The sequence below is a fragment of the Kaistia dalseonensis genome, from assembly GCF_030814715.1.
Taxonomy (GTDB): Bacteria; Pseudomonadota; Alphaproteobacteria; order Rhizobiales; family Kaistiaceae; genus Kaistia; species Kaistia dalseonensis.
Map to the genome: position 1 here is coordinate 801,630 of NZ_JAUSVO010000002.1, position 14,879 is coordinate 816,508.

A 14,879-nucleotide genomic window follows, 5' to 3' on the forward strand; every position below is an offset into this window, starting at 1 on the left:
GATGAGCGAGTTTCTCGGCGAGGTTCCGGGCGGGGTCGTCCCGGCGCGCCGCCGCTGGCGCCGCGTCGGCCGCCCGTCTTTGCTGCTCATTCTCGCCGCCCTGGTGCCGACAGTGCTGATCGCGCTGCCGGTGGTCTATGTGCTGATCCGCTCCTGGGATGCAGGCTGGAGCGGCATCGTCGCCGAATTGCTGCGGCCGCGCACGGTGCTGCTGTTCGTCAACACGACGACCCTGACGGTCTGCGTCACGCTCTTCTCCGTCCTCATCGGCTTTGCCGCCGCATGGTGCACGGAGCGCTGCGACCTGCCCATGCCCGCGCTCTGGCGTGTGCTCTGCAGCCTGCCACTGGCCATGCCGGCCTTTGTGGCGAGCTTCGCGTGGAAGTCGCTCGGGCCGGAATTCCAGGGACTGCCCGGCGCCATCCTGATCCTGACCATGGAGAGCTTCCCGCTGGTCTTCCTGCCAGCGGCGGCGGCCTTGCGCAGTATGGATCCCGGCATGGAGGAGGTCTCCCGCTCGCTCGGTCATGGGCCATGGCAGAGCTTCGTGGCGATCGTGGTACCGCGCATGCTGCCGGCACTCGGCGGTGCAGCCCTGCTGGTGACGGCGCATATGCTGTCCGAGTTCGGCGCGCTGTCGCTCCTGCGCGTGCAGACATTCACGACCGCGATCTTCCAGCAATATGAGCTGCAATTCGACAACGCCTCGGCGGCGGTGCTCTCCGCCGTGCTGATGCTGCTCTGCCTGCCGGTGGCCTGGGCCGAGATGCGGCTGCGCAAGGGCGCCCGCTTCGCCAAGGTCGGCCGCAATACGGCGCGGCGCGGATCGCCCGTGCGCCTCGGGCGCGCCAAGCCGCTCATCATGCTGGTGTTCGTCCTGCTCGCCATCGTCTCGCTCGGCGTGCCGTTCGGCCGGCTGCTCTATTGGCTGGTCAAGGGCGTTTCTGCCGGGCGCGGGCTCGATGCCATCGTGCCCGCTCTCTGGGGCTCGCTGTCGCTCGCCATTCCCGGCACGCTCGTCACGACGCTGGTCGCGCTGCCGCTGGTCTTGCTGGCGTTGAAGAGCCGCGGCCCGATCGCGCGTCTCGCCGATCGCCTGCCCTATATCGTGCATGGGCTGCCCGGTCTCGTCGTCGCGCTGGCGCTGGTCTATATCGCGATCCGCGTCTTGCCGGCCGTCTACCAGACATCCACGCTGGTTTTTGCCGCCTATGCGATCCTGTTCATGCCGCTTGCGCAATCCGCGATCCGCGCTTCGGCGGAACTGGTGCCGCGCGAGATCGAAGAAGTTGCACGAACACTCGGCCGCGGCCCGGCGGCCGCCTTCCTGTCGGTAACACTGCCGGCGCTGGCGCCCGGCCTTGGTGCCGCGCTCGCGCTCGTGGCGCTGGAACTGATGCGCGAGCTGACCGCCACGCTGATCCTGGCGCCGACCGGCGTTACCACGCTCGCGACCGAAGTCTGGTCGCATACCAATGACAGCGCCTATGCCGCCGCCGCGCCCTTCGCGGCCATGCTGGTGTTGATCTCGGGCGTGCCTGTCTATTTCTTCACGCTGCGCACCTTGAACGGCCAGCGTTCGCGCGCCGTGTCGTAGAGTCCACATCAGACGATCGCTGTCGCCCCTGCGTTGACGCCCACGTCATCGATAGAGGACTAAGTGTCGCCGCATTTCGCTGTCATTCATATAAGCATATTACGTTCGGTCGATCGTGAATGACTGAGCGGAATATGTCGTGTTATTCTAATGTTGTTATGTAGTTAGAGAGCATTAACCAAGGAAGAAATCGGGAGTGTTTTGGCGGGTATGGGGGTACATGTCGAAACAGAGTAGAGACCAAGCCCATGACGAATTTCGCCCGGTCCGCCGCTGTCCGGCGGCGCGAATTCACCATGCCGGTGGATCGACACCCTCCGGCCAATGTGCTTCAGCCGCTTCGTCAGTCTGATGAAGACCTGATCATCCGTGTGCCTTCCCAAAAGGAAGACGCCGCACCGATAGAATGGCCTGCACCGGCCGATGTGGCGGCGGATTCGCCGTTGCTCGAAAATCTGGCCTCGGAGCTCGAGGCGGCGCTGATGAGCGATCTCCAGTCCGTCGCGTCGCTCTGGCCCGGCGAGGCGCCGCGCCGCACGGCGCCACTCCTGTCGGAGCCCGACCTGTTCGCGGCCGAGTTTCCCGAGATTCCACTCGAGGCCATCCGCAACGGCGACGCGCCCGATCATGATCGGCTCGCCATCGAGCTGCTCCTGTCGCGGGCGAGACCCGATGGCGCGCCGTCTCCGTCTCTGCAGCAGCGCCAGGAGGCGTTTGCCGAGGCTCTGGCCGCCAGCATGGCTCATGAAGAGCCCGTGCCGGAACCACCGCGCGCTCAAGTCCGGGCACCGCGCCGTGTGCCGCGTCCCGAGAGCGCCGCGGTCGAGCCCGCGCAGCCGACGCGAGTGGATGGATCGGGAGGCGTGCTGCGCTTCAGCCGGAAGATCCTGCTTGCCGGCGGGCTTGTCCTGCTCTTCGGCGGCGGCGTGCTGCTGACCGTTCAATCGGTTACGGCCAATACGGAGACGGGCCCGACAGCGCTCGATCCGTCGGCGACGGCCAGCATTGCGCCTCCGGCCGCAAAGGTCGAGGCGCCGCAGAAGCAGTCCTATGACAGGGCAGCACAGGATCAGGCTCTGGCGGAGCCGCCGCAGCTTCGCCCGACGGACATGCTGCCGGCGCCGGGCGCGACCGCCGACGCTGCGGGAACAGAGCCGGTTCAGGCCGATTCATCGGCCGCCCAAGCAGCATCTGCCGCCCAAGCAGCCTCGGCGACGAAGACCGATATGGCCAAGCCGGTCACGGTCGCATCCGCGCCTTCAGCGGATATGGTGAGGGCCGACAATGACCCGGTTCAGGGTCCGTCCGGCAAGGCCGCCGCTTCGGCCGCCTCGCCCGCTGGATCAGAACTGGTCGCATCCGTGCCGCAGGCGATTGCCCAGCCGCTCGTGATGGATACGGCTGCGGCACCGGCGACCGTGATGCGCAAGAAGACGACGCAAGCCGTCGGCGCCCTGGCGGCCGGTCCGGCCCGCATCACCAGCGGCGTCAAGATGCGCAGCAATCCGGACAATGGCGCGCCCGTCGTGGCGCTGCTCGGTGCCGGCGACAATGTCAGCATCGTCCAGTGCAAGGGATGGTGCGAAGTGACCTCAGGCGACAAGCGCGGCTTTGTTTTCCAGCGCTTCCTCGCCCCAGCCTCGACCGTCACAGCGTCCGAGTAGGACGGAAGAGGCCTGCCGGCATGTCGTACCGCGTTTTTGTCGGGTGACATGCCGGCCTTTCTGCCGGAGACCGAGGCGCGCGTCGCGCCACCGGTGCTCTCAGCCGGCGCTATTACCTTCTGATCGTTGGAATTCTTCGCTCGGGCCGCGCTTCACTCGGCGTGAAAATGCTCTAGCATGCCGCCCGTAACAAGGACGGCGCATATGCTCATCGAACAACGCTTGCAGTCACTCGGCCTCGTACTTCCCGAGGTGCCGACCCCGGTCGGGACCTATCTTCCCTATGTCCAGATGGGCAATCTCCTCTTCATGTGCGGGCAGGGGCCGCTGCTGCCGGACGGCACCAATGCGCTCGGCAAGGTCGGCGGCGACGTGACGCTCGAGCAGGGCTATGAACGCGCCCGCATCACCGGCCTGGTGATGATCTCGGTCATGAAGAAGGCGCTCGGCGATCTCGATCGCGTGGTCCGCATCGGCAAGATCCTCGGCATGGTCAATTGCGTGCCGGAGTTCGGCGGCCACCCGCAGGTCATCAATGGCTGTTCCGACCTCTTCCTCGAAGTCTTCGGCGAGAAAGGGCGTCACGCCCGCTCCTCGGTGGGCATGTCGTCCTTGCCCGGCAACATGACCGTCGAGATCGAGGCCGTGGTCGAGGTCGCCCCCTAGCCACGTTTCCTTCACGCGAAGCGGTATCCACGTCGCTCGGAAACGCTCCAGGTGCGGCCTCAGGCCAGTTCTGGATAGCCGCGCTCGATCGCGAAATCGCGCATGGCCGTGCAGCGCGCATAGTCGGCGAGGTCCAGCCGTTCGAAACCAGCGATGAGCAGGGCCTCGCTTATGGCGGCGAGCGCCGGATCGGCGACTGTGTCCTCGATTGCCTGACGCAGGCGTTCGAGGTCGGCGTCGCTGGTCGTGGCGGACGTGATCACCGGCAGGCCTGGAGCCGGAGCCGTGGCGCCGACATCCTTCAAGCCTGCGACGATCTCCGGCTCGCTGCGCGCGATGAGTGCGAGGGTGACGCAGTCGATCGCCGCAATGTCGGCGGCACCACCCAGCACGGCCTCGATCGAGCGCCGATGCGCGCCCGTCTCGACCGTCGCACCGAAGAAGCGTCCATCGGTCTGGAGTGGCGCGACGAGCGCCCGCAGCCCGTTATAGCCGGATTGGGAATCGCGGCTGTTGAATGCGACAGTCCGGCCCCGAAAATCCGCGATACCGTCGAGCGCGAGGTCCTTCCGCGTGACGAGCCGGCTGCGATAATCGCTGCCAGTGCAGCCTTCGGCCGCGTAGCAGAAGGCGCCGACCACGCGGACATGGTGCGACAGCCCTTGGACCAGAGGGTAGCCGCAAGCCTGGCTGATGAGGAGGTCCGGCGCGCGCCAATGGGCGGCGAGGTCATCCGGCCATGCCAACTGGGCCGGTACATCGGCAAGGCCGCGCTCTGCCAGCTTGGCGGCTAGCACGCCCCAGAAGCGCTCGACTGCTGCTGGGTCGACGCCATACATGGGCAGCGAAGCGATCATGCCGCGTGGTTCGGTTCCGTCCCCTCACCCGCCGCCAATCGGCTGGGCGCGCGGCCGAAGGGGTGGCTCGGGCGATCATGCGGCGTGAAAAGATAGCGCCGTGCGACGTCGAAATAGGTCCGGTAGACGAGGCCGTCATTCTCGGCGATCAGCCGCTCGCGATTGGCGCGATACCAGGCGGGCAGCTCGTACCACGGCTTGGTCGGCAGTGCGTGATGGGCGGCGTGGAGATTGTTGAACAGGAACAGCGGCCCGAGCAGCCACGATCCCTCCACGATGGCCGTCCGCTCGATCACATTGGCCTCGGCCCGGTGTTCGGCAAAGGAGCGGATGAGCAGGATGGCGGTGCCGGGATAGACGATCGCGAAGAGATAGAAAGCGAGGTTCATGTCGGCGACGAAGACGAGCCAGGCCAGAACTGGCGCGACATGCAGCAGATGCGCGCTCCAGATGCGGCGCGTGGTTCGATCGCCGGCCCAGATCTTCCCCGCCTCGTCGCGCAGGAACCGTCCGATATTCCAGAATGGTCCGATCAGCATCCGCCCCGCGAGCGTCGATTGCGCCCAGACCAGCGCGCGGCCGATCGGGCCGAGCGAGCGCCAGCCTTGCTCCGACCAGTAATAGGATTCCGGATCGTCGAGCGGATCGGTCAGGCGGTCGTCGACATGATGGATGAGATGGGAGATCCGGTAGCTCTCATAGGGAAGCCAGAGCGACAGTGGGATCGAGGCGAGCTGGCGGTTCAATCCGCGCCAGCGGGTCGGGTGGCCGTGCAGCATTTCGTGCTGCAGCGAAGAATGCGCCGTGATCAGCACGGCGCCGACGAGTGATACGAGCCAGAGCGGCATGGCGGCATGAAAATAGGTCACCGCTGCCCAGCCGAAATAGACGGCGAGGACCAATGTGAGCGTCGGCCATTCTATGGCATGGGCCGAAGCGCGCACCGCCTCGGCGATCCGGGCGTCACGCGCGCTTTCCTGGGTGATATCGGACATGGAGGCTTTCGAAAGGATCGGTGAAGGCAGGACTGACAATGCGTCGGCTAGACAGCCGGCCGGGCCAGACAACACGAATCCGCGGGGCGAAAGCCGGACGAAATCCCCGTAAAACCGCGCGACTCAGCGCATCGAGTGTGATATGTGCCGCGGCGTTTCGCAACGCCCGGCTGCGTTCGCGCGGCAGGTCGGTCCGTGCTTCGTGCAGTGACCGGATGCGCTCTCAGTAACGACATCATCAAAACGTCCGTCGATCGGGACATGGCGTGCGGTGAAGGCCCGCGCCTAGTTTCAGCCGGGATCCTACACGGGCGCGGCCAAGCCGGCGTTCCAATTTTCCGAGGCGCTGAGAACGGCTTGCTCCCATTGCGCGCAAGCCGGCAATGAATTCGCCCTGACGGCACGGCCTCGCCGATCACGAAGCCGTGAGGCTGTAACGAAACTGGCGGCGCGTCCGTATTGCCTATCGAGACCGAGCGCCAACGCCGCGAAGGCCGCTCCCGAATACATCGAGATCATAGCGCCGCGTCTTCGTCGCGACGTTCAGAAGATCGGAGACCGCAAGGTCACCGAACGCCTCGCCATGGCCCGAAGCCGGTGGCGATCCCAGAGGGCACACAAACCGTGTGCGAAACGACCATCAAGGATGTCTCAGATCATGAACACGCTCTCCCGGACTTTCGCCCTTTCCCTGTTCGCGCTGACGCTCGGCGGCGGCATCGCCCAAGCCGAAGACGCGATGAAGCCCGATGCGATGGCCTCGGATTCCATGATGGCCGACTGCCTGAAGAAGGCCGACATGGAGACGGACGCGATGAAGAAGCAGGCGATGGCGGAGGCCTGCAACACGGATTCGATGGCCTCCGACGCCATGAAGCCGGATGCCATGGCACCCGACGCGATGAAGCCCGATGCGATGGCGCCGGACGCCATGGCGCCCGCCAAGTAACGGGCCACTCGATAACGAGTTGCGATCACGCTGGCGGACCGGGTGCATATCGCCTGGTCCGCTACGCATTGTTCAGGCGCACCAGGGAAGGCCCGACATGGTCACCATCGACGCCGACGCCAGACCGGCCACCAGGATCCTGGTGAAGCGGCATGCGCTGTCCGTGCGTATCACGCACTGGATCAATGTCCTCTGCCTGAGCTTCCTCATCCTGAGCGGCCTGCAGATCTTCAATGCGCACCCCGCGCTCTATTGGGGGCAATACGGCGCCGATGCCGACACGCCGTTCATTGCGATCGAAGCCGTCCGGGACGGGGATGGCCTGCGCGGGGTCACGACGATCGGTCCGGTCTCGCTGACGACGACCGGCGTGCTCGGCGTATCGAGCTATAATGGCCAGGAGCGCGCCCGTGCCTTTCCCTCATGGCTGACGATACCGAGCTATCGCGATCTCGGCATGGGGCGGTACTGGCATTTCTTCTTTGCCTGGCTCTTTGCCATCAACGGTGCCGTCTATCTGGTCTACGGTTTCATATCGGGCCATTTCCGCCGCGATCTGGCACCGAAGCTCGAGGAATTGAAGCCGGCCCATATCGGGCATGAGATCATCACCCACGCCCGGCTCGACTTCCCGAAGGGCGAGGCGGCGCGTCGCTACAACGCGTTGCAGAAGCTCGCTTATCTCGGCGTCGTGGTCCTGCTGGCGCTGATGGTCCTGACCGGCCTCACCATGTCGCCCGGTGTCAATGCGATCGTTCCCTGGCTCGTCGATGTCTTTGGCGGCCGGCAGTCGGCCCGCACCATCCATTTCATCTGTGCCACGCTGATCGTCGCCTTCATCATCGTGCACCTCGTCATGGTCCTGCTATCGGGCGTCTGGAACAACCTGCGCTCCATGGTGACCGGCCGCTATGCGATCAGGCTCGAAGGACCGCGGACATGAAAAAGCTCCTGACCCGCCGCAGCTTCATCGTCGGCTCGACGATCGGCGCCGGCCTGTCGCTTTCCGGCTGCGACGTGCTGACCGGCAGCGACAGCTTCAGCCGCGTGCTGAAACTCGGCGAAACGATCACCATGGGTGCTCAGCGCCTCTTTCTCTCCGACAAGGCACTCGCGCGCGAGTTCACCGAGGCCGACATGTCGCCGGTCTTCAAGTCGAACGGCACCCACAGGCCGGACAGCGCCGAATATGCGGCGCTTGCCGAAAACAACTTCGTCGATTGGCGCCTCGTCATCGATGGACTTGTCGACCAGCCGCTCAGTCTTTCGCTGGCCGAACTGAAACGATTGCCCTCCCGCACCCAGATCACCCGGCATGACTGCGTCGAGGGCTGGAGCGCTATCGGCAAATGGACCGGCGTGCCGCTCGGCCTGCTGCTGCAGGCGGCCCGCCTCAAGCCGAACGCGCGCTATCTCGTGTTCCACTGCGCGGATGAATATGAAAAGACGCTCGACGGCACCGGCCAGTATTATGAGAGCATCGATCTGGTCGATGCCTTCCATCCGCAGACCATCCTCGCCTATGGCATGAATGGTACCGATCTGCCGATCCCGAACGGGGCGCCATTGCGCCTGCGGGTCGAGCGCCAGCTCGGCTACAAGCACGCCAAATATCTGATGCGGATTGAAGCGGTCGAGAGCTTCGCCGCGTTCGGGCGCGGCAATGGCGGCTTCTGGGAAGATCGCGGCTACGAATGGTACGCCGGGATTTGAATGCGCGTGCCGGGTGAACCGGCACGCCGCCGACACCACATGAAGGTCCACACCCAGTTTTCGAGGAGATCGGACATGATGTTTCAATCCAGTCGCACGGGGTCGATGAGCGCGGAAGCCGTAAGCAGGGCGATGGCCTTGCCGGCCCGCAATGTTCGTCGCGGCCTGCTGGCCGGTCTGGTCGCGTTGCCCATTCTCATCCTGTTCGGTCATGGGCTCGGCCATGCGGCCGAGGACGCGGTCGTGATCCCCGCACCGATCGTGGACGAGGCGGCGAGCGGCACGTCCGAGGTGGCGGTCCTGGCCGGTGGCTGCTTCTGGGGCGTGCAGGGCGTGTTCCAGCACGTCAAGGGCGTCAAGAATGCCGTATCCGGTTATGCCGGCGGCGCGGCCGACACGGCTCAATACGAGACGGTCAGCCGCGGCGATACCGGCCATGCGGAATCGGTCCAGATCACCTTCGATCCGCGCGAGGTCAGCTATGGCCGTCTGCTGCAGATCTATTTCTCGGTCGCCCACAATCCGACCGAGCTGAACCGCCAGGGGCCCGACACCGGCACGCAATATCGCTCGGCGCTGTTCCCGATGAACGCGGAGCAGGCGAAAGTCGCCGCAAGCTATATCGCGCAGCTCGACAAGGCGAAGCTGTTCCCGGCGCCGATCGTCACCCGGATCGAGCCGTTCAAGGGCTTCTATCCGGCCGAGGCCTATCATCAGGACTTCCTGACCTTGAACCCGAGCTATCCCTATATCGTCTATAATGATCTGCCGAAGGTCGAGAACCTGTCGCAGGTCTTCCCGAACGAGTATCGCAAGGATCCCGTTCTCGTCGGCGCGACGAAATCCTGAGCGCCTGGTACAAAGGAAGCGGCCGATCAGAGGCCGCTTCCCGCGTTTCAAATGGAGTGATTCAGGCGGCGCCGGCGGGCACGAAGGTCATGGCGACGCCGTTCATGCAATAGCGCAGGCCCGTCGGCTCCGGTCCGTCATTGAAGACATGGCCGAGATGGCCACCGCAGCGGCGGCAATGCACCTCGGTGCGCGTCATGAAGAGTGAGGTGTCCTTCCGCGTGCCGACCGCATTGTCGAGTGGCGCCCAGAAGCTCGGCCAGCCCGTGCCGCTGTCATATTTCGTCGTGGACGAGAACAGCGGCAGCGCGCAGCCCGCGCAATCGAAGGTTCCCGCGCGCTTTTCATGATTGAGCGGGCTGGTGAACGGTGTCTCGGTCCCTTCCCGGCGCAGCACGTCGAACTGATCGGCGGTGAGGATCTTGCGCCATTCGGCCTCCGTCTTGGTGATCTCGAAGGTTTCGGCGGCCTCGGCCGGCGTGGTCCGGCCGATCCGACCCGCCAGGACGAGAGCGAGGCTCGAGCCACCCAGCGCGAGCAGGGCATTGCGGCGTGTGATCATGACGATACTCCCGGTGCTTCGCGATCATGCGAAGAGGTTGGTTCGTCGGAGTTACGTTAGCGAAGCCCGTTTCGTTACAGCCACATCGGTCACGACACGGTGAACCGAGCGCTCGCCCCGCCGATCAGCGCGGCCGGTAGACATGCGCGACGGCCCCGGAGGGGAAGGGTGTCTGGCTCACCAGGGTCAGTTCCAGCGGCTTTTCGAGCTTGGAGAACAGCGGCAGACCCCGGCCGATCGCGACCGGGTGGATAATCAGCTGATATTCGTCGATCAGGCCGGTCGCGACCAGGCTCTGCGCGAAGCTCGCGCCGCCATGGGCAATGATGTCCTTGCCGGGTTCGGCCTTCAGCTTGGTGATTTCCTCGGCGATATCGCCGCTCGCCACGCGTGAACTGGTCCACTCGGCCAGAATCGCCGGGTCCGGAGGCGCGCCGTCCGTCCGTTCATGCAGCCTCGCGGCATCGTCGAGCGCATGCACTGTCGGCTCGGCGCCGGGGGGCGCAAGCGTGCCGCGCCGGGAGAAGATGACCTTGGGGATCGCATTCATCGGCGGCGCATAGGGTTCGGTCGAGGACGGCCAGTAGGCGACCATGTCCTGATAGGTCCGGCTCCCCATGATGTGGAGGCCTCCTCGCCAGAGCCCCTCGATGATCCAGGCGCTCGCCGCGTCGTCGAAGCCCTTCATCAGCCAATCGACCTCGCCGTTCGGCCCGCCGACGAAGCCATCGAGTGACATCGACATCTTCAGGATCAATCTGCGCATGGAGTGCCCTTTTCAGTTAGCGGCGATATGGCTCACCGTTCCAGGCCAAGGACGAATGGAGGCGACGGGCACCGACATTCGATCGCGTCTTTCGGGAGCGAAAGGCGGCCCGCCCGTCAGAGAACCTGCAGGCCGAAATTCGAGAGCAGGTCGGTCGCCTGGCTCCGCGATATGATGGCGCCTTTCAGCGTCGCGGCGGCGGCGAGATCGAGGGCGCCGAGATCGCAGCTCCTGAGATCGGCCCGTTCGAAGCGGCAATTGCGCAAGATCGTACCGCGCAGGCTGCAATCCTCAAAGGTCGCGTCGCGAAAATCGCACTCGCGCAATTCGGCGTCGCTGAAGTCCATCCGCAGCAGCGTCTTGTTGCGGAACGACACCTTGGGCAGGAAGGTGCTGACGAGCAGGCATTCCGCAAACTCGGTCCCGATCAGGCCGCTCTCGGCGAAATTGGCGCCGGTGAGCTTGCACTGGGTGAAGCGCGTCCGGGCGAGCCGCGATCGCGACCAGTCGGTATTGGCGAGGTCCGAGGCCTCGAACTGCGAGTCGAGTGCCTCGACCGACCGGAAGGTCGCGCCGCCGAGCCGGCAGCCGGTCCACCGCGTCTCGTTCAGCGTGGCGGCCGTGAAATCGCAGCCGGCGAACTGGCAGCGCTGGAACGAGATGCCCGTCAGGTCAAGCCTGGAGAAATCGAGCCCGCTGGCGTCGATGCCCTCGAAGGTGCGGATACCCTGCTCGATCGCGTCCAGCATGGTGGTCCGCTGCTCGCTTCCCCCGCTCGCCATTCGCCTGATTCTCCCGCTCCGGCCGCTCTATTCATACGGCCTTATCATGCGGGCCGGGGAAACGGCGCGTCAGGGAACAGGCTTCGACACGGATTGACGTGCGCCCCTCAGATTCCGAGTTCCCCCCTCTTTGGCTTTGGCCTAAAAGAGGCACGCGCGGCCTGCGGGCCGTAGATCAGATGCGAGAAATCGACGGAGGAATCGATCATGACGACGGGCGCCATCTATCCGAGCCTGAAGGGCCGGACTGTTCTCGTCACGGGCGGCGGCAGCGGCATCGGCGAGGCGATCGTTCGCCACTTCGTCGCGCAGGGGTCGAAGGTCGGCTTCCTCGACATTGCGAAGGAGCCCTCGGAGAAGCTGGTCGAGGAATTGACCGCAGCCGGCGGCTCCGTGCATTTCGAACCCTGCGATCTGCGCGACATCGCAGCGCTTCGCACCGCGATCGGCAATGTGCGCGCGAAGTTCGGCCCCATCACCATCCTGGTCAACAATGCCGCTCATGACCAGCGCCACAAGATCGAGGATGTGACGCCCGAATATTGGGACGAGCGCATGAACGTCAACCTGCGCCATCAGTTCTTCGCGGTGCAGGCCGTCATGGACGACATGAAGGCGGCCGGCGGCGGTTCGATCATCAATATGGGCTCGGTCACCTGGCTGGTTGGCCAGGGCGGCATGCCGGGCTATTCGGCGGCGAAGTCGGCGGTGCTCGGCCTGACGCGCAGCCTCGCGCGCGATCTCGGCCCGTTCAACATCCGCGTCTGCTCGGTCGTTCCCGGCTGGATCATGACGCAGCGCCAGATCGACCTCTGGCTGACGCCCGAGGCGGAGGCCGACCTGATGCAGAAGCAGTGCCTGAAGCGCAAGCTCTACCCGGACGATATCGCCAAGCCGGTGCTGTTCTTCGCCTCTGATGAAGCGTCTGGCTGCACCAACCAGGCCTATATCGTCGATGGCGGCTGGGTCTGAGACGCGATCGGGGCCGTCATTCCGCTCGCGGCGGCAATGACGGCCTTCTGGCGCCTCAGGGCGCGTAGGTCTCGACGAAGAAACTCGCCGGCAGCAGGTCTGAGATCGAGAAGGTCTGGCCCTTGCCGGTCGGGTCGACGCATTCGATCACGGTGCTCGCCGTCGAGAATTCCTTCAGCCGCTGGCGGCAGCCCCCGCACGGCGTGCAGACGATACCGCCATCGACCCGGTCTGCGACGACGGTGATCGCCGCCACGCGGCGGCCGCTGGCCGTCGAGGCCTGCGAGATCATCTGCCCGAGCGCGGAGGTCTCGGCGCACCATCCCTCCGGAAAAGACGCATTCTCGACATTGGCGCCGGCGAAGATGGCGCCATCTTCCGTGCGAAGCGCGGCGCCGACGAGAAAGTGCGAATAAGGTGCGTGCGCATTCTGGCGCACGGCGCTGGCGCGTTCGAAGAGTTCTGCGTCCAAGTCGGGGGCTCCTTTGGGCAAATGATGCCGCGCAGTCCGGCCCTCGGGCACGCCGATCGGGCCAGCGGATGCGCTGACAACCGAGAATAGTCGCCGCAGCAGGATTTGAAACGGAAATCGCATGCAGGCCGCAGTGCCGCATGACGTCGCGGGATGATGGTCGGCCGGGTCGCGATCTCGATGATCGGACGTCGGCAATGGTCTTTGTTGACCCTTTTCTGCACTTTCGGCTTTTCCTCGGACCCCGATCTTTCTATCACTGGCGCGGCGGGTGATCCTGAGGAGGGGCGCATGAGCATCACGATGGTGACGACGACGGTGCCGCTTCGGCCCGCCTTGGCACTCGTCGCGCATGACCAGAAGAAGGACGACATGGTCCGTTTCGCGGTTGCGCATGCCGATCGTCTCTCCGCCTACGACCTCTTCGCGACCGGAACGACAGGCGCGCGAATCGCTGAGGCGCTGCCCAATCTGCCAATCACGCGCCTGAAGAGCGGCCCGCTCGGCGGCGACCAGCAGATCGGCGCACTGATTGCGGAAGAGCGCGTTTCGGGCCTGATCTTCTTCGTCGATCCGCTGACGCCCATGCCGCACGACGTCGACGTCAAGGCGCTGACGCGCCTCGCGGAGCTCTACAACATCCCGATGGCGCTCAACCGGGCGACCGCGGAACTCGTTCTCGCCAATCACGGCGCGCTGAAGCGCCCGATCTGACCCCCTACGCACAAGGCATCATGATCCAAGAAACCGCCGACCGCGCCTTCGTTCCCTTCCCGACGCTGATCGGCGATATCGGTGGGACCAATGCCCGTTTCGCACTGGTGCCCGATGCGACCGGCGAGGTCGTGCGTTTTCCCAACGCGCAGACGGCCGATTTTCCGGCGATTGACGACGCCATCGAGGCGACCGTCCTGCCGCATGCCAAGCCGCGCTCGGCCGTGCTGGCGCTCGCGGGCCCCGTCCAGGGCGATCAGGTGCCGCTCACCAATTGCCCCTGGGTGGTCGAGCCGAAGAAGATGATCGCGCGGCTCGGCCTCGACGAAGTCATCCTGCTCAATGATTTCGAGGCGCTGTCTCTCTCCCTTCCGGCGCTCGGCGAGGAGGACCTCGTGCGCGTCGGCGGCGGAGAGCCTGTCGCCAATGCGGCCCAGGTCGTGGTCGGGCCGGGCACGGGCCTCGGCGCGGCGGCTCTCATTCATGCGCGCGGCACGTGGTTTCCCGTGCCGGGCGAGGGCGGCCATGTCGATCTCGCGCCGGTCACGGCCCGCGATTTCGCGATCTGGCCGCATATCGAGGAACCCTTCGGCACGGGTCCCTACCGTCGCATAGCGGGCGAAACGCTGCTCTGCGGCGCGGGCCTCGTCCGCCTCTACCGCGCGATCATTGCGGCCGACGGCGCACGGGCGCGCTTCGATGATCCCTCCGAGATCACGGCGGCGGCGCTCGGCGGGTCCGACGGCGCGGCGGAGGAGGCCTTGTCGCTCTTCTGCATTCATCTCGGCCGCCTCGCCGGGAATCTGGCGCTCGCCTTCATGGCGCGTGGCGGCGTGTTCCTCGCTGGCGGCATCGCCGCCAAGATCGCGCCCTTCATCAAGGAGAGCGGTTTCCGCGAGGCCTTCATCGACAAGGCGCCGCACCAGGCGCTGATGGACAAGATGCCGACCTCGGTCATCGTTCATCCGGCGCCGGCCCTTGCGGGGATCGCAGCCTATGCCCGCACGCCCGAACTCTTCGGCGTGGTGACGGAAGGGCGCCACTGGCGCAGATAGTTGCCTCAGGCGACCCGCATCAGGCTGACGACGGCGATTTCCTCGTCGACATCGGGCCAGCGCAACGCTTCGCCGGTGCCGACGAGCTGCCAGTTGGCGCGTTCGGCCTCGCTGCTGGCGAGGAGCTTTTCCGACCAGGCGAGCGGTACGGAGAGTTCGCGGCCATCGGCGAGGCTGACCAGGATCATATCCTCGGTCACGAAGGCGTCGATTGCGCGCGGATCGGGCTTGATCGCCGGAGGGGTCATGCCCTGCCTCCCTGGACT

Annotated in this window: 17 protein-coding genes; 10 read left to right on the top strand and 7 right to left on the bottom strand. The window is 65.4% G+C overall.

Translation table 11 applies throughout. The features are described from left to right. The first annotated feature begins 1 nt into the window (after position 1). The 3 genes from QO014_RS09980 to QO014_RS09990 all read left to right on the top strand — a co-directional run bounded on the left by QO014_RS09980 (position 2) and on the right by QO014_RS09990 (position 3,927). The gene (locus QO014_RS09980) at positions 2 to 1,597 is read left to right on the top strand and encodes an ABC transporter permease (protein WP_266348524.1); all 1,596 of its coding nucleotides are present in this window, start codon (positions 2 to 4) and stop codon (positions 1,595 to 1,597) included. Between the two features lie 443 nt (positions 1,598 to 2,040). After that, positions 2,041 to 3,261, top strand: coding sequence for an SH3 domain-containing protein (locus QO014_RS09985; protein ID WP_266348525.1), 1,221 nt, complete (start codon positions 2,041 to 2,043; stop codon positions 3,259 to 3,261). A 204-nt stretch (positions 3,262 to 3,465) separates the two neighbouring features. After that, complete coding sequence (locus tag QO014_RS09990) at positions 3,466 to 3,927, top strand: RidA family protein (RefSeq protein ID WP_266348526.1); 462 nt, start codon at positions 3,466 to 3,468, stop codon at positions 3,925 to 3,927. Between the two features lie 59 nt (positions 3,928 to 3,986). On the opposite strand, the gene QO014_RS09995 is transcribed toward QO014_RS09990, so the two are convergent. Beyond that, positions 3,987 to 4,784 (bottom strand): phosphate/phosphite/phosphonate ABC transporter substrate-binding protein, encoded by a 798-nt coding sequence (locus QO014_RS09995; RefSeq protein WP_266348527.1) that lies wholly within the window; start codon positions 4,782 to 4,784, stop codon positions 3,987 to 3,989. Next, entirely contained in the window at positions 4,781 to 5,779 is a 999-nt protein-coding gene (locus QO014_RS10000; protein WP_266348528.1) for a fatty acid desaturase, read from the bottom strand. Before QO014_RS10000 ends, QO014_RS09995 begins: the two co-directional genes overlap by 4 nt. 658 nt (positions 5,780 to 6,437) lie before the next feature. Between QO014_RS10000 and QO014_RS10005 the strand changes: the two genes are divergently transcribed. The 4 genes from QO014_RS10005 to msrA all read left to right on the top strand — a co-directional run bounded on the left by QO014_RS10005 (position 6,438) and on the right by msrA (position 9,290). Continuing rightward, on the top strand, positions 6,438 to 6,728 hold the full coding sequence (locus tag QO014_RS10005) for a pentapeptide MXKDX repeat protein (RefSeq protein WP_266348529.1): 291 nt from the start codon (positions 6,438 to 6,440) through the stop codon (positions 6,726 to 6,728). 97 nt (positions 6,729 to 6,825) lie between these two features. Continuing rightward, the gene (locus tag QO014_RS10010; RefSeq protein WP_266348530.1) at positions 6,826 to 7,671 is read left to right on the top strand and encodes a cytochrome b/b6 domain-containing protein; all 846 of its coding nucleotides are present in this window, start codon (positions 6,826 to 6,828) and stop codon (positions 7,669 to 7,671) included. After that, on the top strand, positions 7,668 to 8,441 hold the full coding sequence (locus QO014_RS10015) for a molybdopterin-binding protein (RefSeq protein WP_266348531.1): 774 nt from the start codon (positions 7,668 to 7,670) through the stop codon (positions 8,439 to 8,441). Before QO014_RS10010 ends, QO014_RS10015 begins: the two co-directional genes overlap by 4 nt. Positions 8,442 to 8,573: 132 nt before the next feature. Further along, positions 8,574 to 9,290, top strand: coding sequence for a peptide-methionine (S)-S-oxide reductase MsrA (gene msrA / locus QO014_RS10020; protein ID WP_266348630.1), 717 nt, complete (start codon positions 8,574 to 8,576; stop codon positions 9,288 to 9,290). Between the two features lie 61 nt (positions 9,291 to 9,351). Here msrA and msrB read toward each other — a convergent pair whose 3' ends face one another. From msrB to QO014_RS10035, 3 genes are all read right to left on the bottom strand, one after another. Next, a complete protein-coding gene (gene msrB, locus QO014_RS10025; RefSeq protein WP_266348532.1) occupies positions 9,352 to 9,852 on the bottom strand; it encodes a peptide-methionine (R)-S-oxide reductase MsrB in 501 nt (166 codons plus the stop codon). A 124-nt stretch (positions 9,853 to 9,976) separates the two neighbouring features. Next, positions 9,977 to 10,618 (bottom strand): dihydrofolate reductase family protein, encoded by a 642-nt coding sequence (locus tag QO014_RS10030; protein ID WP_266348533.1) that lies wholly within the window; start codon positions 10,616 to 10,618, stop codon positions 9,977 to 9,979. Positions 10,619 to 10,734: 116 nt separating this feature from the next. Continuing rightward, a complete protein-coding gene (locus QO014_RS10035; RefSeq protein ID WP_266348534.1) occupies positions 10,735 to 11,400 on the bottom strand; it encodes a pentapeptide repeat-containing protein in 666 nt (221 codons plus the stop codon). 207 nt (positions 11,401 to 11,607) lie between these two features. Here QO014_RS10035 and QO014_RS10040 point away from each other — a divergent pair, with 207 nt between their 5' ends. Continuing rightward, on the top strand, positions 11,608 to 12,372 hold the full coding sequence (locus QO014_RS10040) for an SDR family NAD(P)-dependent oxidoreductase (protein WP_266348535.1): 765 nt from the start codon (positions 11,608 to 11,610) through the stop codon (positions 12,370 to 12,372). 55 nt (positions 12,373 to 12,427) lie between these two features. On the opposite strand, the gene cdd is transcribed toward QO014_RS10040, so the two are convergent. Beyond that, positions 12,428 to 12,844 carry a cytidine deaminase gene (gene cdd, locus QO014_RS10045; protein WP_266348536.1) on the bottom strand — a complete coding sequence of 139 codons (417 nt, stop codon included), beginning with the start codon at positions 12,842 to 12,844 and terminating at the stop codon, positions 12,428 to 12,430. Positions 12,845 to 13,135: 291 nt separating this feature from the next. Between cdd and QO014_RS10050 the strand changes: the two genes are divergently transcribed. Beyond that, the gene (locus QO014_RS10050) at positions 13,136 to 13,558 is read left to right on the top strand and encodes a methylglyoxal synthase (protein ID WP_266348537.1); all 423 of its coding nucleotides are present in this window, start codon (positions 13,136 to 13,138) and stop codon (positions 13,556 to 13,558) included. Between the two features lie 20 nt (positions 13,559 to 13,578). Beyond that, positions 13,579 to 14,613 carry a glucokinase gene (gene glk, locus QO014_RS10055; RefSeq protein WP_266348538.1) on the top strand — a complete coding sequence of 345 codons (1,035 nt, stop codon included), beginning with the start codon at positions 13,579 to 13,581 and terminating at the stop codon, positions 14,611 to 14,613. 5 nt (positions 14,614 to 14,618) lie between these two features. Here glk and QO014_RS10060 read toward each other — a convergent pair whose 3' ends face one another. Further along, entirely contained in the window at positions 14,619 to 14,861 is a 243-nt protein-coding gene (locus QO014_RS10060) for a DUF2442 domain-containing protein (protein ID WP_266348539.1), read from the bottom strand. Positions 14,862 to 14,879: the final 18 nt, after the last annotated feature.

Excerpts from the sequence above, each read along its gene's own strand:
- QO014_RS09980 (WP_266348524.1), top strand. The coding sequence starts at position 2 with ATGAGCGAGTTTCTCGGCGAGGTTCCGGGCGGGGTCGTCCCGGCGCGC.
- QO014_RS09990 (WP_266348526.1), top strand. The coding sequence starts at position 3,466 with ATGCTCATCGAACAACGCTTGCAGTCACTCGGCCTCGTACTTCCCGAG.
- QO014_RS09995 (WP_266348527.1), bottom strand. The coding sequence starts at position 4,784 with ATGATCGCTTCGCTGCCCATGTATGGCGTCGACCCAGCAGCAGTCGAG.
- QO014_RS10000 (WP_266348528.1), bottom strand. The coding sequence starts at position 5,779 with ATGTCCGATATCACCCAGGAAAGCGCGCGTGACGCCCGGATCGCCGAG.
- QO014_RS10005 (WP_266348529.1), top strand. The coding sequence starts at position 6,438 with ATGAACACGCTCTCCCGGACTTTCGCCCTTTCCCTGTTCGCGCTGACG.
- QO014_RS10010 (WP_266348530.1), top strand. The coding sequence starts at position 6,826 with ATGGTCACCATCGACGCCGACGCCAGACCGGCCACCAGGATCCTGGTG.
- QO014_RS10015 (WP_266348531.1), top strand. The coding sequence starts at position 7,668 with ATGAAAAAGCTCCTGACCCGCCGCAGCTTCATCGTCGGCTCGACGATC.
- msrA (WP_266348630.1), top strand. The coding sequence starts at position 8,574 with ATGGCCTTGCCGGCCCGCAATGTTCGTCGCGGCCTGCTGGCCGGTCTG.
- msrB (WP_266348532.1), bottom strand. The coding sequence starts at position 9,852 with ATGATCACACGCCGCAATGCCCTGCTCGCGCTGGGTGGCTCGAGCCTC.
- QO014_RS10030 (WP_266348533.1), bottom strand. The coding sequence starts at position 10,618 with ATGCGCAGATTGATCCTGAAGATGTCGATGTCACTCGATGGCTTCGTC.
- QO014_RS10035 (WP_266348534.1), bottom strand. The coding sequence starts at position 11,400 with ATGGCGAGCGGGGGAAGCGAGCAGCGGACCACCATGCTGGACGCGATC.
- QO014_RS10040 (WP_266348535.1), top strand. The coding sequence starts at position 11,608 with ATGACGACGGGCGCCATCTATCCGAGCCTGAAGGGCCGGACTGTTCTC.
- QO014_RS10050 (WP_266348537.1), top strand. The coding sequence starts at position 13,136 with ATGAGCATCACGATGGTGACGACGACGGTGCCGCTTCGGCCCGCCTTG.
- glk (WP_266348538.1), top strand. The coding sequence starts at position 13,579 with ATGATCCAAGAAACCGCCGACCGCGCCTTCGTTCCCTTCCCGACGCTG.
- QO014_RS10060 (WP_266348539.1), bottom strand. The coding sequence starts at position 14,861 with ATGACCCCTCCGGCGATCAAGCCCGATCCGCGCGCAATCGACGCCTTC.